Source organism: Ensifer sp. Root127 (assembly GCF_001425225.1).
GTDB lineage: Bacteria > Pseudomonadota > Alphaproteobacteria > Rhizobiales > Rhizobiaceae > Ensifer > Ensifer canadensis.
In genome coordinates this window covers 16,512-34,269 of record NZ_LMDX01000018.1, presented here as the reverse complement: position 1 = coordinate 34,269, position 17,758 = coordinate 16,512, and the positions used below count along the sequence as shown (strand labels likewise).

Annotated in this window: 11 protein-coding genes; 8 read left to right on the top strand and 3 right to left on the bottom strand. The window is 57.3% G+C overall.

The window, feature by feature from the left end:
* The first annotated feature begins 510 nt into the window (after nucleotides 1-510).
* The 4 genes from ASD03_RS19760 to ASD03_RS19745 all read left to right on the top strand — a co-directional run bounded on the left by ASD03_RS19760 (nucleotide 511) and on the right by ASD03_RS19745 (nucleotide 8,147).
* Complete coding sequence (locus ASD03_RS19760; protein ID WP_057215429.1) at nucleotides 511-3,861, top strand: TerB N-terminal domain-containing protein; 3,351 nt, start codon at nucleotides 511-513, stop codon at nucleotides 3,859-3,861.
* Nucleotides 3,858-5,180 carry an ATP-binding protein gene (locus ASD03_RS19755; RefSeq protein ID WP_057215426.1) on the top strand — a complete coding sequence of 441 codons (1,323 nt, stop codon included), beginning with the start codon at nucleotides 3,858-3,860 and terminating at the stop codon, nucleotides 5,178-5,180. The genes ASD03_RS19760 and ASD03_RS19755 overlap by 4 nt, the downstream gene beginning before the upstream one ends.
* The gene (locus ASD03_RS19750) at nucleotides 5,134-7,386 is read left to right on the top strand and encodes a DEAD/DEAH box helicase (RefSeq protein ID WP_244494664.1); all 2,253 of its coding nucleotides are present in this window, start codon (nucleotides 5,134-5,136) and stop codon (nucleotides 7,384-7,386) included. Before ASD03_RS19755 ends, ASD03_RS19750 begins: the two co-directional genes overlap by 47 nt.
* A 434-nt stretch (nucleotides 7,387-7,820) precedes the next feature.
* Entirely contained in the window at nucleotides 7,821-8,147 is a 327-nt protein-coding gene (locus tag ASD03_RS19745) for a hypothetical protein (protein ID WP_057215419.1), read from the top strand.
* A gap of 513 nt (nucleotides 8,148-8,660) precedes the next feature.
* Here ASD03_RS19745 and ASD03_RS19740 read toward each other — a convergent pair.
* Together ASD03_RS19740 and ASD03_RS19735 are read right to left on the bottom strand one after the other, a co-directional pair.
* Complete coding sequence (locus ASD03_RS19740; RefSeq protein WP_057215415.1) at nucleotides 8,661-10,445, bottom strand: ATP-binding protein; 1,785 nt, start codon at nucleotides 10,443-10,445, stop codon at nucleotides 8,661-8,663.
* 5 nt (nucleotides 10,446-10,450) lie between these two features.
* Nucleotides 10,451-11,413, bottom strand: a complete 963-nt coding sequence (locus ASD03_RS19735) for an SIR2 family protein (protein ID WP_057215412.1) — start codon at nucleotides 11,411-11,413, stop codon at nucleotides 10,451-10,453.
* Nucleotides 11,414-11,781: 368 nt separating this feature from the next.
* Here ASD03_RS19735 and ASD03_RS40640 point away from each other — a divergent pair, with 368 nt between their 5' ends.
* From ASD03_RS40640 to ASD03_RS19715, 4 genes are all read left to right on the top strand, one after another.
* Complete coding sequence (locus tag ASD03_RS40640; RefSeq protein ID WP_244494663.1) at nucleotides 11,782-12,255, top strand: hypothetical protein; 474 nt, start codon at nucleotides 11,782-11,784, stop codon at nucleotides 12,253-12,255.
* Nucleotides 12,256-15,507, top strand: coding sequence for a YhaN family protein (locus ASD03_RS19725; RefSeq protein ID WP_244494662.1), 3,252 nt, complete (start codon nucleotides 12,256-12,258; stop codon nucleotides 15,505-15,507).
* A 46-nt stretch (nucleotides 15,508-15,553) separates the two neighbouring features.
* Nucleotides 15,554-15,751: a hypothetical protein gene (locus ASD03_RS40635; protein ID WP_244494661.1), complete on the top strand. Its 198-nt coding sequence runs from the start codon at nucleotides 15,554-15,556 to the stop codon at nucleotides 15,749-15,751.
* Between the two features lie 504 nt (nucleotides 15,752-16,255).
* On the top strand, nucleotides 16,256-16,996 hold the full coding sequence (locus ASD03_RS19715) for a metallophosphoesterase (RefSeq protein WP_244494660.1): 741 nt from the start codon (nucleotides 16,256-16,258) through the stop codon (nucleotides 16,994-16,996).
* Nucleotides 16,997-17,129: 133 nt separating this feature from the next.
* Here the strand turns inward: ASD03_RS19715 and ASD03_RS19710 are convergent, their stop codons facing one another.
* Nucleotides 17,130-17,540, bottom strand: a complete 411-nt coding sequence (locus ASD03_RS19710; protein ID WP_057215403.1) for a hypothetical protein — start codon at nucleotides 17,538-17,540, stop codon at nucleotides 17,130-17,132.
* Nucleotides 17,541-17,758: the final 218 nt, after the last annotated feature.

Here is a 17,758-nt window from a genome sequence, read left to right as displayed (position 1 = left end):
TTTCTTGAACGATCGATTGCCATCATAATTTCCGATCTTACCGATCAAAAATCGGAAGCTAAATCATGCACATAAATTAATATTTCGACGTAAATTTCCGATCTTCGCTTCCGATCTTTCGAAGGCACTATTTTGCCACCTGAGCTCGCGCGCAGCGGCCTTTCAGAAAAGCCGCTCCTAGAAGTAAAGGGCCCGTAGGCCGGTTCCGCCAGCGTCGAAGCCAGATGGTTTCAGCTCTCGGGTAAGAGCCATTATAAGCACCTCATCGACACCCAGGCCGCCCGCCCTCGCGTAAGAGAGCAGGGTCTTCATTTCATTGGTCGGCCAGTGTTGGTCATTGAGCGCAGCCATTCAACTATTGCCGGGTGGCCAAGTCAATCGGAGTTGGAGAGTATCGACAAGACAAATTCGACGTCCGTCTGCCGTGTTGATTGGCCAACTTGTCCGTGTATAGTGCTTTTAGTTCAGCGCGGGGCAATTTTGCGTAGTAGGGCATCAATCATCACGTCCGTGGGGGCCATTTTCGTCTTCAGTCTTGCGGCTACGTCTTTCGCTGCGAGCAAATCGTTCCTCGAAATCCAGCAGGCCCTTCTTGCAAATGGTTTCAACCCCGGCGTCGTCGATGGCGTCTGGGGGAGGAAGTCCGGCAGCGCACTTCGTGCGTTTCAAAAGGCCCGCGGACTCAAGTCGACCGGTATCATTGACAACCCCACCATTGAGCTCTTGTTTCCCCCGCCGTTGACAACTCAGAGCCGCGAGCCTTCAGCGGTGGTTAGTTCGCCACTCAAGGAGAGTCGCGTTGCGACGGGAGAAACCATTTCCATTGCCCGCCAAACGGTTGGACAATCCCAGACGGTTGAACCATCGCGGTCAATTTCAGAAGCGGGAACGGCCGCGGTAAAGAGCGGACGAGCCGGCGGGGACAGCCAGAAATCGGCAACCGAGAGCCCGCTCAGCCTTACGGCGGAGCGCACCACATCTCCGCCGACCGCCTCAGAATCCGACTGGGGCACCAACCGCATTGTGGCGGCGCTTGTAGGTGCGGTCGGTGTGCTGACGCTGGTGCTGACGAGTAGGAGAAGAACCAAGCGGCGCGGCATGGCGAATGACGCGCAAGCGGCGGTCGAAATCGGCGGGTCGTTCGCGCCCGCCGCGCCAACCAGTGACACGGTTGAAGAAACACCTGTCGCCGCTGCACCAGGAAGCTCCTTGGCCCGCCACAATGCCGCGGTGCAAGAATCGGTTGCCGGAAAAACAGGCGAGGCGGCGTCCAAAAATACCGCGAAAGACAAGCGACCCTCGACCACGCCCGGCGAGGCCGCCGTTGCGGCAAACTCATTGGCGCGCCACAATGCGGCAGTACACAAATGGGTCGCCGAAAATGCCAGCAAGGCCACAGCGAACAAGCCCTTAGAAGAACAGCAGGCCTCGATCACGGCCGGCTCGGTTGGGGAAGCGCTCGGTTCGAGTTCGGAAGGAGTCGTGTTCGCGTCGAATGACGACGAACCGGTTTTGTTGCTCATCCAAGGCGAAACTGTGCGTGATGAGGAGGACCGCAAACCGAACGCGAAAAATGGATGGGTGATACCCGTGAACCTCCCGTTTCACGGAGAGCCGCCAGTTCCCGGCCAAAGCGCGTCGCTGTCCAAACATTCGGCATCTGTGAAGCAGTGGATCGTCGACCGAGGTAGTTCTGTCGCGCCCTCAAATGCCGACCGCCCGCCACTCATAGAAGGGCAGAATAGGGCGGGTCCATGGCTGCCGGCAGGAGTGGCCGTCACAGTTTGCTCGATCACCATTCGGGCCGGAATGATCTACGTCGGAGGGTTTCTGCCTAAGCAAGGAACAGTGCACCAAAACGAGAACTGCCTCATCAATCCGAGTCTGAGGATAGCGAACCAAGGAGATCCGTCGGGAAGTTCGATGTACTACTGGCCATCCTATTCGGAGTTGAGCCAGGAAGCCCGACGTACTTACCTTGAGTGGCTGGCAGGATCGCGCTCGGACCCCGAAACGTACATCGGCTACGTGTTTCTGTACTTCTACGGGCTTGAGCGCCGCCTGATGCTCGAACCCGGCTCTGCGGACGAGGAACAGGTTATTGACGAAGTACGCCGTTTGCGGGGCATATATGGCTGGAATAACTCGTTCCAGCGATACGCGAACGAACTTCTGAATGCTGTGACCCTCAGACGGGAGACGCCGTCGGAACAAGATATCCGCCTGGTAGAGCCCACAGGATATGAGGTGCCGACCGCCGTTAAACTCGCATTGGGAAACCGGGTAAGCCAGGGGCGTGACATCGAACCGGATCTTCTGCTTCGCTTCGTGATGACGCACCCGGAAACGCGGGTTCGCACACCAGCCAAACGCGTGCCAGAGCTGCTTGAGAAGCTATTCACCTTGCAACTGACCGCACTTCATCCCGATGGTCTGCGCGTGAAGGGCGGCAAGTTCAAGAAGATCAAGAAGCGCTACCGCGCGTGCAGCGGAACGTTCGAGATCGATGTACCTGTGTTTGGTGGGGACGTCCCCGACATCACCGATCGGGCCGAGCCCATAACCACGGCGCGAAGGCTGTTCGATGCCTGCTCTGATCAACTGGATGAGTACAGTCGGGCAATTGGCAAACTTCCGGGGCTCCAGCCGAACCTTGCAGCCATCGCAAAACTTCCCCGCGAACTACGACGAGACAGCGCGCTGCTGGTTCCCGGTGCCCCCTTGGCAAAAGTCGAGGAGTTGGCCGGTCAATCACAAGCCGCGCGGCTAGCGGATATTGCTGGAATTGCGGGCGTCGAGATCGGTGCGGCTCCCACAAAGCCGAGACTCCGGGAACTGGGGAACCTGTTGGCGGCCTTTGGTCTGGGAGTGACGTGTGACCCTCGCTACGCGCCCAAGAATGCCACAGCCAACGAACATGTGATCGTGTTCGCAGTGGCTGAGGATGTTGGAGACGCTAGCGACGCCTATAGAACGGCGCAGCTAAGCGTAATGCTTGGGATGATCGTGGGGCATGCCGACGGGCATTTCCATGACCTCGAACGCAACGCGCTGATTGCCCGGATCGCAACGGCCCCGGGTATCACCACCGATGAAAGACGCCGTCTTGAAGCGGAAATCAGGCTGTATGAGGCCAGCCCGCAACGCCTTGATGACTGGATCAAGAAACTAAAGGATGTCCCACTGCAGGCACAAGTGGCAATTGCGGAGCAACTTGTCGCGATGGCTGCTGCCGACGGCAACATTCACGCCGAGGAGGTCAAAAAGCTGGAGACCCTGTTCAAGCGAATGGGACTGGATCATGGTGAACTTTACGATCAGCTCCATGCAAATCTGCCGCGAAACGCCGCAGCCGGTGACGATGACCTCGGCTTGGTAGTGCCGGCAGGAGAGCCGGTTACGGGAGCGCCGATTCCACCTCCGCCGACGGACAAACCCGCCATACGCATTGATCTTTCCGCGTTGAAGACGATCCGAAGCGAGACCCGCGTCACCGCCAGCGTACTCGCCGACATCTTCGCGGAAGATGAGGACACTGCGCACGAACTCATGCCGGCCGTTTCTATTGCAGTTGATGAGCCACGCGAGGAGATCTTCGATGGGCTCGAGCGACGGTATGACGCTTTGTTGCTTGAATTGTCGGCACGATCCTTATGGCCACTGGACGATTTCGAGCAGATTGTCCGAGCAGCTGGCCTGATGCCGGGCGCGGCGCGTGAAGCCATTAATGACTGGGCGCTCGATCGCTTTGATGAATTGCTGATCGAAGGCGACGACCCCGTTGAAATCAATTCCTATTTGCTTCCGCCTCCCAAGGCGGCCGCAATCTCTCATAGTTCTTTGGAAGGCACGAACGCATGACCAACAAGCAAGCGGCAATAAAGCCGCGGGATCGCGACACCATTCTTAGCGCGCTCAGGGCGGGGGTCGTACCCCGTCTCGGCTTGCAGCATGTACAGGTTGGACGGCAGCGCGAGATCGAGGCAATGATCCGCGATATCCAACGCGTTGCCGAAGGTGGCGCGAGCATCAGATTTGTGATCGGTTCATACGGAGCCGGGAAGACATTCTTTCTGTTTCTGGTTCGCCAGATCGCGCTTCAGAGCAAACTCGCTGTGTGCCAGGCCGATTTGTCGCCTGATAGGCGGATCCATGCAACTGGCGGGCAAGCCAGGACGCTGTACGCGGAGTTGGTCAGAAGTCTCTCGACCCGCACAGCGCCGGAAGGCGGAGCCCTCCGAAACATTCTTGAGAGCTATATTCAGCGGGCGACCGAACGGGCGGGTGCATCCGGGATTTCCATTGAGCAAGCTGTAAGGGATGGGCTCGGCGATATCCGTGAAATGGTCGCGGGCTATGATTTTGCCACGGTGATCGCCGCCTATGCTCGGGGGTACGAGGATGGAAATTCGCTCCTCCAGGATTCAGCATTGCGCTGGTTGAGGGGCGAATATACGACGCGGACAGAAGCCCGCACCGATCTCGGTGTAAGGTCGATCATTGACGATTCGACATTCTACGACGGTCTGCGGCTCCTGGCCCGCTTCGTCAGGATCGCTGGGTTCGGCGGTCTACTTGTCTGCCTCGATGAACTGGTGAATCTCTACAAGCTGCAGAGCTCGCAAGCCCGAAAGCAAAACTACGAGCAAATCCTGCGCATTCTGAACGATGTGCTTCAGGGCACGACCGAGGGTATTGGGTTCATACTCGGCGGAACGCCCGAGTTCCTACTTGACACCCGCCGAGGGCTCTATTCCTACGAGGCATTGCAAAGCCGGCTCGCCGAGAACAGCTTTGCCGGCAGGGGGCTTGCCGACTATTCCGGACCTGTCATCAACCTTCCAAATCTCACTCCAGAGGAGCTCTATCATCTGCTTGAACGGCTTCGCGACGTGTTCGCGTCCGGCAATCCGGATCGTTGGCTCGTTCCGGACGAAGCTCTTGCAGCGTTCATGGCGCATTGCGCAAACCGGGTTGGCGAGGCGTACTTCCGGACTCCCCGGAACACCGTCAAGGCGTTCGTGGATCTGATGGCCATTATGGAGCAAAATCCCGACGCGCGGTGGCAGGACTTGCTGGACCAGGTGGATGTCAACGAAGACCGCGATGGCTCTGCTGACCACGAGGTAGCTGGTGACGGCGAAGATCCGGATGACGAGCTTGCAACGCTCCGCCTTTGACCTTCTTGCCCCGCCCGTCCAACGCTGGATATGGCAGCAGAAATGGCAAAGTCTGCGCGACGTGCAGGAAAAAGCTATCCCCGCTGTACTGGCTGGTGGCGATGTTGTGATCTCCGCGAAGACGGCGGCGGGCAAGACAGAAGCCGCGATCCTTCCTTTGTTAACCCGGGTTATAGCTTCTAATCGGGAGTCCGGCGGGTTCGCAGTGCTCTATGTGAGCCCTCTGAAGGCGCTGATCAACGACCAGCATCGCCGGCTCGAGGCCGTCTGCGAGGCATGCGATATCTTAGTGCACAAATGGCACGGCGACGTAGCCGCGGAGGCAAAAGCGCGGGCCAGAAGGCGACCTTCAGGCGTCATTCTCGTAACGCCGGAATCACTAGAAGCCATGCTCGTCCGACGCGGTTCCGAGACAGCGTATCTGTTCTCGGCCCTTCAGGCGGTTGTTGTCGACGAATTGCATGCGTTTATCGGTACGGAGCGTGGCATGCAGTTGCAGTCCATCCTCAACCGTATTGAAGTTGAGTGTGGCCGAGAACGAATCGACCGTATCGGCCTCTCTGCGACCTTGGGCGATATGCACCTGGCAGCCGAAGCTCTCAGACCGGGCGGAGGCGAGAAAGTCCGCTTGATTGATGGCAACGATCAGGGCAACGGAATTCGATTGCAAATCCGTGGCTATAGCCTTGGAGCGCAAAGACCCGACGACACACAGACGGAAGCCGTGAGGGACGATGTCAACCGAGGAGGGGAAGACTTCGGGATACCGTCACCAATGGCAGACGACCTGTTTCGATTTCTGCGAGGTAGTCGAAATCTACTTTTTGCCGGGTCCAGACAACGGGTCGAGGTCTGTTCCGACCTCCTTCGTGGAATGTGCGAGGAACAGCGTCTTTCGAACGAGTTTTATCCGCATCACGGCAGTCTTTCCAAGTCGGAGCGCGAGGAGGTCGAGGTTCGCCTTCGGGACGATCCTCGGCCGACGACGGCGGTGGCAACCACTACGCTAGAACTCGGCATCGACATCGGCAGCGTCGAATCCGTCGCTCAAATCGGCCCAGGATTCTCGGTGGCCTCACTGAGGCAGCGTCTTGGCCGGTCCGGCAGACGAGAGGGAAATCCAGCGATCCTCCGAGTGTTCGTGGCCGAACTGGCTGCAGATCGAGGAACTCATCCTGTCGATCGCCTCAAACTCGACCTGGTGCAGGCGATCGCGATGGTGGAGTGCCTCCGTATGGGTTGGTGCGAGCCGCCGATACCGAGAGGACTGCATTTGTCGACGCTGATCCATCAAATCTTGGCGTTGATCATGCAGACGGGTGGCATCAGGCCGGCGGCCGCCTACAAGGTTCTCTGCGAGCGAGGTCCCTTCAGATTGGTTGACCGCGGGATGTTCGCTGAGGTCCTGAGGTGTATGGCATCTGCTGAGACAACGTTGATTGAACAGGCTCCCGACGGGTTGCTTTTGATTGGCAAAACAGGGGAGTTCTTGACGGAGAGCCACGAGTTCTATCCCGTGTTTGCGACCGAACGTGAATATCGCATCATTCATGAATCCCGAGTGCTCGGCACCTATCCGCTGGATTCGCTTCTTGCCAAAGGGGAAACTCTCATCTTTGCCGGAAGGCGGTGGAAGATTTTGGAGATTGACGACGTTGCGCGTGTGATCACCGTCAGGCCAGCGACATACGGCAAGCCGCCCTATTTCCCTGGAAGTGGCGGGCTAATCCATGACCGTATAATTTCAATGATGAGAGACATCCTGACGACCAGTGACGAATATGCATACATCGACCGCGCGGCGACCGCGATGTTGCAGTCTGCCCGCGAAGCATATCATGCCTTGGGTCTCGACCGCAGTTCGGTCGTACGCTTCGGATCCGGCGTGATGTTGTTTCCGTGGGTCGGTACGCGGAAACTTGGGACGCTCGCCCTCGCATGCCAAGCCAGGGAATTCGAAACTGCACAATATTCCCACGTCATCGAACTGCAGGACTGTGACCTGTCGAGCGTAGAGTCGTTCCTCGATGGAATTGCCAACGGAGATGTCCCCGACGAGCGGGTGATGGCAGCTCGGCTAGCGCAGCCCAATCTCGCCCGCTTCGATCATTTCCTCACACCAGAGCTGATGTGGTCCGTCACGTTGCGTGAGCGACTTGACTTGGACGCGTTGCCTGAGCTCGCCAAGTCGCTTGTCAGCAGTTGAGACATGTTGTGGCCCGTCCGCGTGCGCAGTTGGTGCGGAAAAGAAAAGACCCCGCCGCTTGGCGGGTGAAGATTGCGTCCAGCTGGCTCGCTGGACTGCGGTAGTTATTGGGCGAGTTTGAAGCCGCTTAATGCATTGCGAGTTCGGTAAATGGAATAAGGTCTGGACCTCGAAGCCTTACCGCGACCACGCGTTTTGCCGTGCCTGTCGATCGCCATCTTTGAATGACCTTGCAGTGTGTCTACGGTGCCGCAGTTGAGGCGCTACGTACAGTTGAAATTAACATTTGAAGTGAATGATTGGCGATGCGCCTGAATGGGCCACTGGACCATCAACTGCATTCGAATTCGAGGATCTGAATGAGCAACATACCGCAACATGTTCACTCTGCCATCAAGGCGAGCGCAGCATCAGAGTGGCCCGGAGACTATAGCATGCAGGCCCACGTCATCGCTGAACAGGTCGAGAGCTATCGGACGATGATTGGATACTTGGACAGCCTATCGAGCAATGAAGTCGGCAAGATCGTCGTTGAGAAGGCGCAACAGGAATGGCCTGATGATTACTCGATGCAGGTGCATGTGGTCGACAACCAACTCAAGGCGGCCACCGAGTTCTTTGGATATCGTAATTCGAAGCTTCCGAGCGAAGTTGTCGAGGAGATCCGCGAGCGTGCATTCTCTGAGTGGCAGGGCGATTACGAAATGATGCTCCATGAGTTGCAGGAGCAGATCGAAGCGTGGCTCCAGATTAACGCATGAGCCGAGCAGATACCCCGAACAACTGTTCCTGATGTGTGTCTGGAGTGAATAAGTTATGCGTTTCAGTATCAGCTTTTTGTTGGCAGGTTGCGTAGCATTTGCCTCGCCCTCGTCGGCAGAGGATTTTGAAGGTGTTGATCTCGGTATTCTGTCCGAAAGAGTGGTGGTCCCTCGACCGTCGGAGCCGCAGGCGACTTACGCAATCATTCAGGTTACGCGCGGCAAGTGGGGTAACCCCATCTCCGTGAATACCCGATATAGTGCTGCTACAGGTTGGACGTACACAAAACGAGAGTACGATTGTCGTGCCAAGCGAGTACGAACTCTTGGGAGTCACGATACCTACCAGCAGATGTTGAAGTCCAAGGGTGACCCTACTTGGGCGCCCCTCGTGCCAGGTTCCTCAGCTGAAATGGTAGGTTCGGCAGTTTGCCGCCTTTCGGGAGCATAGCGACGGCGAGCTCTAAAGCATACACGAGCAACGAGCACGCCGCCGATCACACTGCCTGCTGGCTAGCTCCTCGATTGCTTCCGCATGTTCTCCACGGCCTCCGCGATGTCTACCGGTGCCTTCGGCATTTCCCAACGTTTCCAGAACGGAATCGTGGCACTTCGCGGTAGGTTCTTTGGCTTGTCCAGCTTGATGCGGGTTGGGAGGAGTACGGCGTCACCGACCACTACCGCCTCACCCACGTCAAGTGTCGGCAAAATCTCCATCAAGCTCTCGAGGCTTTCCGGGAGGAGCTGCCGAACAACCGCCTGGTCGGTCTTGTTTGCCAGCCTAAGGCTGACAATGTTCCCGCACTGGCTGAGAATGGTCGTGCTGACATCGGAAGGCCGTTGGCTGACCACCATCAGACTAACGCCGTATTTCCTGCCTTCCTTGGCGATGCGCTCGAAGTTTTCGAGTGCCCTCCTCTCCAGCGGGCCGACCTCGGACTGTCGGCTAGGGAGATAAAGGTGCGCTTCGTCGCATATCATCACTACGGGATGGCGATCGTCGCCATCGCTGCCCGGCCGGCTCCAGAACTGAATCTGGTAGACCAGCCTCGCCACCAGGCCGACAACCACGGGAAGGACATCAGACGGGACTTCTGAAAAGTCGATGACCTTGATGCCGCTGTTCTTGCCGTCTTCGAGGTTTCCCGATCCAAGCAGTTTTTTGGCAAGGCGTTGGAGCGCCTCGTAGTCTCCATACTCTTCCGGGGGCTGATACATGAACGCGTATCTGCGGTCGTCGAATTTTGTACGCATTCGGACAAGAAATCGCGACAGCTTGCCGTTTAGGGGCCCTTTCTCCATTTTGGGGAGCCCCTTCTTTGCTCCCGAAGCATAGACGTCGCCCGTATCCGTTTCGTCTTCATTCTTGGCGGTCAACGAGGCTATGAGTTGCTCGAGTTTGAAGGGCACTGGCGTATCCACAGTGAAACCTTCCAGAAGGTCTGGTTTGTCGAAAGAGCTGATTGCACGCTTCTTGAGATCGACCACACTCTCCATCAGCGCGAGGGCCTGGTTTGGCGCGTTGTCCCCAGACCGATCAATGAAAAGCGATTGCATCTCCTCGTAGGTGAGGAGCCAGAATGGCAGGAACAGAGCGTCCTCGCCGGGCGATTTCAAATCGCCGATCCCCGCTATCCTGAACTGGCGCGCAAACTTCATGCTGGAGTATTCGCCGTGAAGGTCCAGGATTATCGCATTGGCGTGGGGGAGTTGAGCAGCCTGCTCAAGGATGGATGCAACGGCGTATGATTTGCCGGATCCTGTGCTTCCCAAAAGCGCGAAGTGTCGTTGAAATAGTTTGTCCCCATCCACGTAGGCAACGGCCGATTCATCTAGGGTGTAGCGCCCAACCCGGAGTGGGACTTTTGCGTCCCCCTTTGTGGATGCGCTAAGGATGCCCATGAAATTTTCGAGCGATTTCTCGTCAAGCGCGAATACCGGTCGATTGATCTCCGGCAGCGAGAAAATTGCGCGCGAGAACACGTTACGCCGCTCACCTTCGCGTTCCCTGTAAGTCCCCACGAGGCTGATGGACACGCCGTTTTCTTCGATGGGCAAGTCGGAGGCGGTTTCAACGTCCGGTTCGATTTCAAGCGTGTCGATCTCAACAGCATGTCGCCAAACGCGCTCGATAATCCCCAGGAGCCATTCATCACCAAGTGACTGGATCGCGACCAGGCGTCCTACACGTGCTTTTTGAAGGCGTTGCGCGTCCGTCACCCTTACGGTGATTTTAGAGGTTTCGACACTCCGGACCTCGCCAAGGGATTGGTCTTGGGAAAACGCGAAAATCGCCATCTAGTCTACTCCAGGAAGGTTTGCAGGAAGCAATCCAGCTCCCAAATCGGATGCTCGGATTTGTAAACCTGACCATCAACGTGACACTCGCCGCCGTCTCCGTCGCGAACGATCGCCAAGACGTGTGGAAACTGGGCTATCAGACTGCGGATGCTGGGTGTGAACGATCTCGTGAGGACAAGCAAAGGCATCTTGTTCCCGAGGCGTTCGGTTATCACGCCCTGCAGATGCGCGTCGTTAAAGCCGAAGCCGATGCACATGACGCTGCTGGCGGTTCTCAGAACCCCGTTCATTTCCGCTCGAACCGAGTCAAACAACCGGGTGATCAGGGCATCCTCGTATTTGGTCGGACCCGGGATGACGATCGCGCGCGAGGATGCCTTTTGATAGTCCAGTATTTCGACAGGGCCTGCCATGGTGGAATGCCACGTGATCGAGCCATGGGGTTTCATGATGCGAACGTTTGGCATACGTCGGTATTCGACCTGCACGCTTTTTTTTCCGGCGATGGTCTCCGGCCGGAAGTGGGTGCGGTAAACGGCATCTTTCCGGAAGAATCGATATCGATGTCCGTCGAATCCAGTGTCAATTGGCAGTTGTGCTAGGTCGCAAAAGAGCTCAAGCAGCGTGTCGTAGTTGGTCGTGATGACGGGCGCGCACTCGCTATTCTGAGGAATTCCTTCGAAAACCCGTCGCAGCAAGCGCGCCGGCGCAGACTTGTGAGGTTCGGGCAGCGCGCGAATTCTGTCTTCCGCGAGCACCGTTCTCGCGCATATGACAGCCGACAGAAGACGCCGCACTTCGTCGGTCAGTTCGGAACGGGACGTTGCACCGATTGGAATTTGATTCAGGCCGTTTTCAAAGTCTTTCTCAATCTCATCGCGGTGCCGATACCAGAGTTTCCGCGCCTCGTCGGATATCGCCGAAGTCGACAATTGTTCGAGAAGATGGTCCGCCAAATCGCGCATTCCGGGAAGTCCGAAACCACACGAAAATCCGCTGCCGATAAGAAGGACCGGCGGTGGTCGGAAAAGTGATTGTATTCGCTTGCTTACTTCATCTGGAAACACGATTCGGCCCCGCTCAACTGCTGCTTGGAGTAGCAATCAATCGTCTCTCGCGCCACCGGGATAACATAAAATTTGCTGCGGCACGGCGATTTAAGGAGCCTGGGCGTATCGCGTGATGATCAGACTTCGATAGCGGAGCGAAGGCTACGGCTGGTTGACAGCGCGGCCTTTGGAAATTTCGTTCGCCGCCCTACCTTAGCGCAATTCCGAATCGGTCAATTTCGCCCTGTAGTGGAATAATGCAAGTGGCACCAACAGAGCGAAGCGTGAAGAAGCCGAGCCGCAGTGGTTACATACCGCCGCAGCGAATGCACACGGATACCCTACAGAATCTGCTGCGTCGCTTCGGGCGCGACGCTGACAACGATCGCCAATTGATCGCTCTTATGGGGCCAAAGACGTATTTGTCCATCACAGCGGCGACATTCGCTTCCTTGAGCATGATCGGAAACGTTTGGATCGACAAGGTTCAGACCTCGTGCGCGGAGCCCTCTGATGCAGGGAGCGGTGCAGGCGCGCTCGCAGAGCTGTCGTCCATCATAGACGGTGACGTGCTCAGTTCGACAGCCTATCAAAAGGAACTCATTTCCATCGCGGAAGAGCTTCGCGGCCAACTTCCGGCCGAACTCAGAGATATCTTCGGAATGGACGAAGCGTCCTTCCGGAACGTCCTCGGGGACTATGCGCGCGACGGCTCCGCCGAAGTGGTTGCACGACTGCGTGGCGGGCAGGAGGAATAGATGCGGATCAACCGGCTGGATCTCGCCCGCTACGGCAAATTCACGGATGGGGTTATAGATTTCGGACCTCGGCCCGATGGCTCGCCGGACCTACACATCATCTACGGCCCGAACGAGGCGGGAAAATCGACGACGTTCGACGCGATTCTCGATCTCGTCTTCGGGATCGGCAATTCCAGTAAGTATGGGTTCTTGCACCCCTATCCGACGATGTGCATCGGGGCGGATATCAACGTTGCTGGGAAAGACCGTGAGTTCGTCCGGATCAAAAGACCCCAGAACAGTCTCCTCGACGATATGGAGCGCGTCCTGCCAGACGTCGACATAAGGGCCGATTTTGGCGGGATCGATCGGGACGCTTTTAGTCCTATGTTCTCGCTCGACGACGAGAGTCTCGTGAAAGGCGGGGAGGGAATCCTCGCCAGCAAGGGCAATCTTGGAGAATTGCTGTTCGCCGCCAGCGCAGGCCTTTCGGATTTAAGCAGGCAGTTGATGTCCATCCGGTCGGACACCGACGGCTTCTATAAATATCGAGCAAAAAGCGGCGTGCTTGGCGAGTTGAAGGCACGGCTCGCTGATTTGAAGCAGCAGCGCGATGCACTAGATCTCCAGGCAAGCGAACATCAGCGACTTGTTCTCGAACGCGACCGACTGGTACGACAATACGAGGACACGATCGGTGCGAGGGCGGGGACGCAACGAAGGATCGACGAGATCAGACACATATTGAATGCGCTGCCCGTCCTGACACGGCTCAGTACGCTCAAGGACAGGCTTGCTGGTTTTGAAGTCGTTCGTGAGCCGCCCGCTGCCTGGCGGCGGCAGGTCCCCGAACTCAAAAGGCAAGAGATCGAACTGCGCGTGAAGCGGCAGGATGTGTCGAACTCGATCCGGTCCGTCGAAGATGGGATTTCAAGGATCGTTGTGGACGCGGCTGCCTTGCAAGCGGCTGGCCAGATCGATGAACTCTCGGAACTTCGAGCTCGTTACGTAACCGCCGAAAGGGACATACCAAAGCTTACAGCCCGGGCGGCTGAATTATCGATCGGGAGCATACTGCTCCAGCTCGGCAGACCGGAAGAACCAACGCCGGCGCGGCTTGTTTTAGACGCATTCACCGGAGGCTCGTTCAGGGCATTGATCGCCTCGAAGTCGGGGGTCGATGAAAAACGCCGCGCGGCCCAGGAAGAATTGGCAAGGATCACACGGTCGCTCGAGCATGAAAGCCAAGGAACCGACCTCGAATTTTGCACATCGGCGGAGCGAGTGAAGGCATTCGACGCGCTTCAAGCAACGCTCAAGGCCGCTCCGAAATCGGACCAAGATATAGCACTCCGTTCGCTCGCGCGGCGGCGCGATGCTGCGTCAACGGCATTCTCCGAGGCGCAAGCAGCGCTTCTGCCTTGGGAGGGCACTGCCGATGATCTGGGATTTGTGGTTCGGCCGCCGGGCACTCGGTTGGAAGCATGGAAATCAAGCTTCTCGCTTTTGGATGAGCAGCATCGAGCGTCGCGATCGGAACTCGAAAGACTAGAGCCGGAGGCACGGCGTCTCGATGCTGAAATCGCAAGCCTGCGGGAGCAGACCGGGAGCGTAGACGAGGCGGGCGCGGCTGCCAGCCGCGCAGCGCGTGAAATGGCTTGGGCGGCTCATCGGCATGCCCTCAACGCTGCCACCGCCGACGCCTTCCTGGAGGTGATGCGGGCCGACGATCAACTTACAGCGCAGCGGCTCATTCACTTCGCGGAGGTCGGCAGGCTCAACCAGCTCCATCAACGCCGAGCGGCCGTCGGAGCGGATATTCAAAGCCAGCAGAAGGTGCTGGAAAGTGCAACATCGGGCAGGGAAGCTATTCGCTCGGAGGTCCGGCAATCGCTCGGAGCCACGGCTTCCAGCATCGCTGTTGCGAACGACCCCTGGGAGCTGGAAGAGTGGTTTCGCAAGCGAGACGTGGCGCTCAAAGCCAGAGGCGAGCTGATGGCCGTAGACGGGGAAGTCGCCGACATCCGCGATCATAATGAGCAGGCTAAGCGATTGCTCCTTGAAGCGCTGAGCGGCGCGATGATCCCTTTCAACCCAAACGCCGATTACAACGCACTCGTTGCTGTCGCCGAGGAAGCGCTGGATGCCTTTCATGCTGCTGCTAATGCGGCCGCGCATGTTGAGCGACTTCGGAACGATGTCGCCGAGCGGACCCGAGTCCTTTGTGTGGCCGACGAAGCTGCGGAAGCCTGGCGCGTGCAATGGGAAACCGTTTGTGGAGGATGTTGGCTCCGCGAGCTTGGAGACGTACCAAACGTGGCGGCCGTCACCGAAATCCTCTCGGTTCTCGAGAGGCTTGCTTCAGCAGTCACGGAGAGGGAAGGCTTTATCGATCGCATTGAGAAAATGGAGAAGGACAAGTCGCTATTCGAGTTGAAGGTCGTCGAGCTATCGACAAACCTCGATGTAGTGACCGAACAGGCGCCTTTGACGCTGTACCAAGCGATCCAGGAGCGGATCAAGACAGCGAGCCTGGATGCTGACCGGCGTGAAAAGCTGGAGCGTGATCTTGCAGAAGCTCGTCGAGAAGAGCACGACATGAACCTCGCGCAGGACCTTCTTGTGGCACAGGTCGCGCAAATGGTCGAGTTTTTCGGTGTCGTTACTCTCGACGACGTGGAGAGCCGCATCGAACTTGCGGCACGTCGCCACGAGTTGGAAAATTCTGTTTCTGAGGCTGAGCTCGAACTTGTTCAGACCGCCGGCGCGACTGCGGTGTCGGAGGTTGAGCGACTGACAGTTGGGGTCGACCGATCTGCGCTTGAAGACGAACTCGCCAGACTAACGCCGGTTGTCGAAGACCAGGACGTCAGATGTCGGGAGCTCTTTCACAGCCAGTCGAAGGCACAGGACGCGTTGGATGCCGTCGGCGGCGATGCCAAGGTGGCCACGTTGGACGAGCAACGACGGACAACGCTGCTCGAAATAGAAGAAAGCGCTCGCCGCTACATGGACCTGCGCGCAGGCATAGCGGCTGCCGAGCACGGGTTGAAAATATATCGAGACCGTCACCGCAGCGGAATGATGGCCCGTGCGTCCGATGCGTTCAAAACTATAAGTCGGGGTGCGTACGAGGGCGTCGCCGCCCAACCCGGAAAAGACGGGGACATCCTGATTGCGGTATCTGCCGGAGGCGGATCGAAAGCGGCGAACGAATTGTCGAAAGGGACTCGTTTCCAGTTGTATCTGGCATTGCGTGAGGTATCATGAGTTCGTCGCCAACCGTACCCCCCTTCCATTTGTCGCCGACGATATTATGGAAACATTCAACGACTTCCGGGCAGAAGAAGCATTTCGCCTATTCGCCGAAATGGGGATGCATGGACAGGTGATCTATCTTACCCATCATAAGCATCTCGCCAACATTGGGACCAAGGTCTGCCCTAGCGTTCGCCTGCACGACCTCGAAGAGGCCGGGAGGACAGGTGGCTTCCGTGTCGTTGCGGCGGAATAGAAGGACACCTTAACCGTCAAAATAGCCACAAGTGGACTGCTTAACCATCGGGGTTCCGGGGGCCACTGGAAAGACCCCGTCGGTGCCGAGTGGTTGTCCTGCATCGGGCTGAATGAACGAGCCGTGGACGAGGCGGTATCTGCCTTTGCAATCGTGTCACCGTGACCTGCCGTCGTAACGTCGGTCGCGTTTTCCCCCGCTGCCTGAGTGCTCCCCTCCGTCGGCTCGACAACTGCGAGGGAAGTGCCTTCGCCGGCTCTTCAGGCGGCTGATTTCCTCTTCGCTGACAGATCCCTTACGCTCCCTGGAAAGCCCTTCACATTCCCGCATGATGCATTGAAGCTCGCCGACGGCCTTGGCAGGCAGCAGGTTGACGATCTCAACTTCGACGGGCGAGATGAGATTCACAAGGCGCTCAACCAAATCAGGAGACAGAAATGTTGATTGGTAGCTTCGAATACGACGGTGACGATGTTTTCTTCGCAGTAGCTTCCTCCGGCGGTCGTGTCGGATGCAGATATTTGCATTTGCGCGGGCGACATTTCGGGACGTATCGACAGGTCGCTCGGCTTTCTCAACGCCGTGATCGCGTCGCACGTGCCCGTCGTCGCGACACTCGGCAACCATGACTATTACGGTAATAGCATCGACTGGGCGCTGGATTTCGTCAGGAAACAAACCGCCGGGACCGACGTCCACGTTCTGGAAAACGATACCTTCGAAATCGATGGTCTTCGGGTAATCGGGGCAACACTATGGACAGATTTCGAGGTTCCGTTTGGCGCCCCTGACGGCGCTGAGGAGCTGCCGGTTGACGAGCGGCGCGATTTGGCTTTCCATGTTTGTCTCAGAGAAATCATGGACTTTTCCGAAATCTATCGGTCTGATGAACGCAAGCCGGGCGAAATTGGTCTCATCACTATTCAGGAAATGATCGCTCGCCATCGGCAGAGCCGCGCTTTCATCCAGGCGGAGCTTGGAAGGCCGTTCGACGGGAAAACGATGGTGCTAAGCCATCATGCGCCATCGCCTAGATCCCTCCACCCGAACTTCGTGGGTTTCCCTTCGAATGCGGCCTTTGCGTCCGATCTGACGGCCGTCATCCAGAAAGGCAGGCGCTGGTACTGGGTACACGGACATGTGCATCATTTCTGGATTATTTCCAAGACGAAACCCGCTTCCTTTGCAACGCAAGAGGGTATTTCCATGAGCGGCAGAACAACGGGTTTCGGCCCGGCTACGTGATTGAGATTTAGAGCGCAACAGCCGCTCGCTAGGAATTGGAATGTGGTTGGGGCAGTCGATGACACGCCACGATGCTCTTTGTCTGCACATATGTCGCCGCGTAGAGGTATCGGTCGCTTATAGCGCGGCTCGTTCAGCGATAGATGTCGAGCGTGCGGTTCCGGTGGTTCGGATGCGTACTGTAGACGAAGATGCGATTGAGATCGCGGTCGGTCAAAAGCCGCAGGAACCGCGCTTCAACGATGTTATTGGCGTGAACGCGCTTAAGCAGGCAGCCGACCATCTGGATCCGGGCGCTAGGAATATCGAGATAGAAATTCTGCGGCAGCTGATACTTGGTCAGGATACCGAGGATCGCACCACTCTTCGATAGCTTGATGATTTCGCAGCGGCGGGAGCTCAACTGTGTCATGCCTTTTTCCGTGTACTCGATGCGTGCCTCGTTCCTCGTGTCCTCCATCGGAAACGTGGTTTCGCGATCGTACATGAAAGATTCTTCTTTGTTCAGGAAGTGATGGTGCATCATCTGCGACGCGGTATTCATTGGATGGACCCCTCAATATTCTGGGGTCCGAAGCTAGCGAAAGAAATTTAACAGAGCGTAGATTTGGTGGCCCCCAACGTTAGAGTCCCGCCCAAAAAAATCTGACGGCCAAAACAGAAATCGCCTGTCATTCACGAGATTCCAAGCAAGTAGATGGGCCCGCATTCCTCCTAGGTGTTCGGTCAAACCAGGCCGGGTGGCACACGCCGTCATTGACT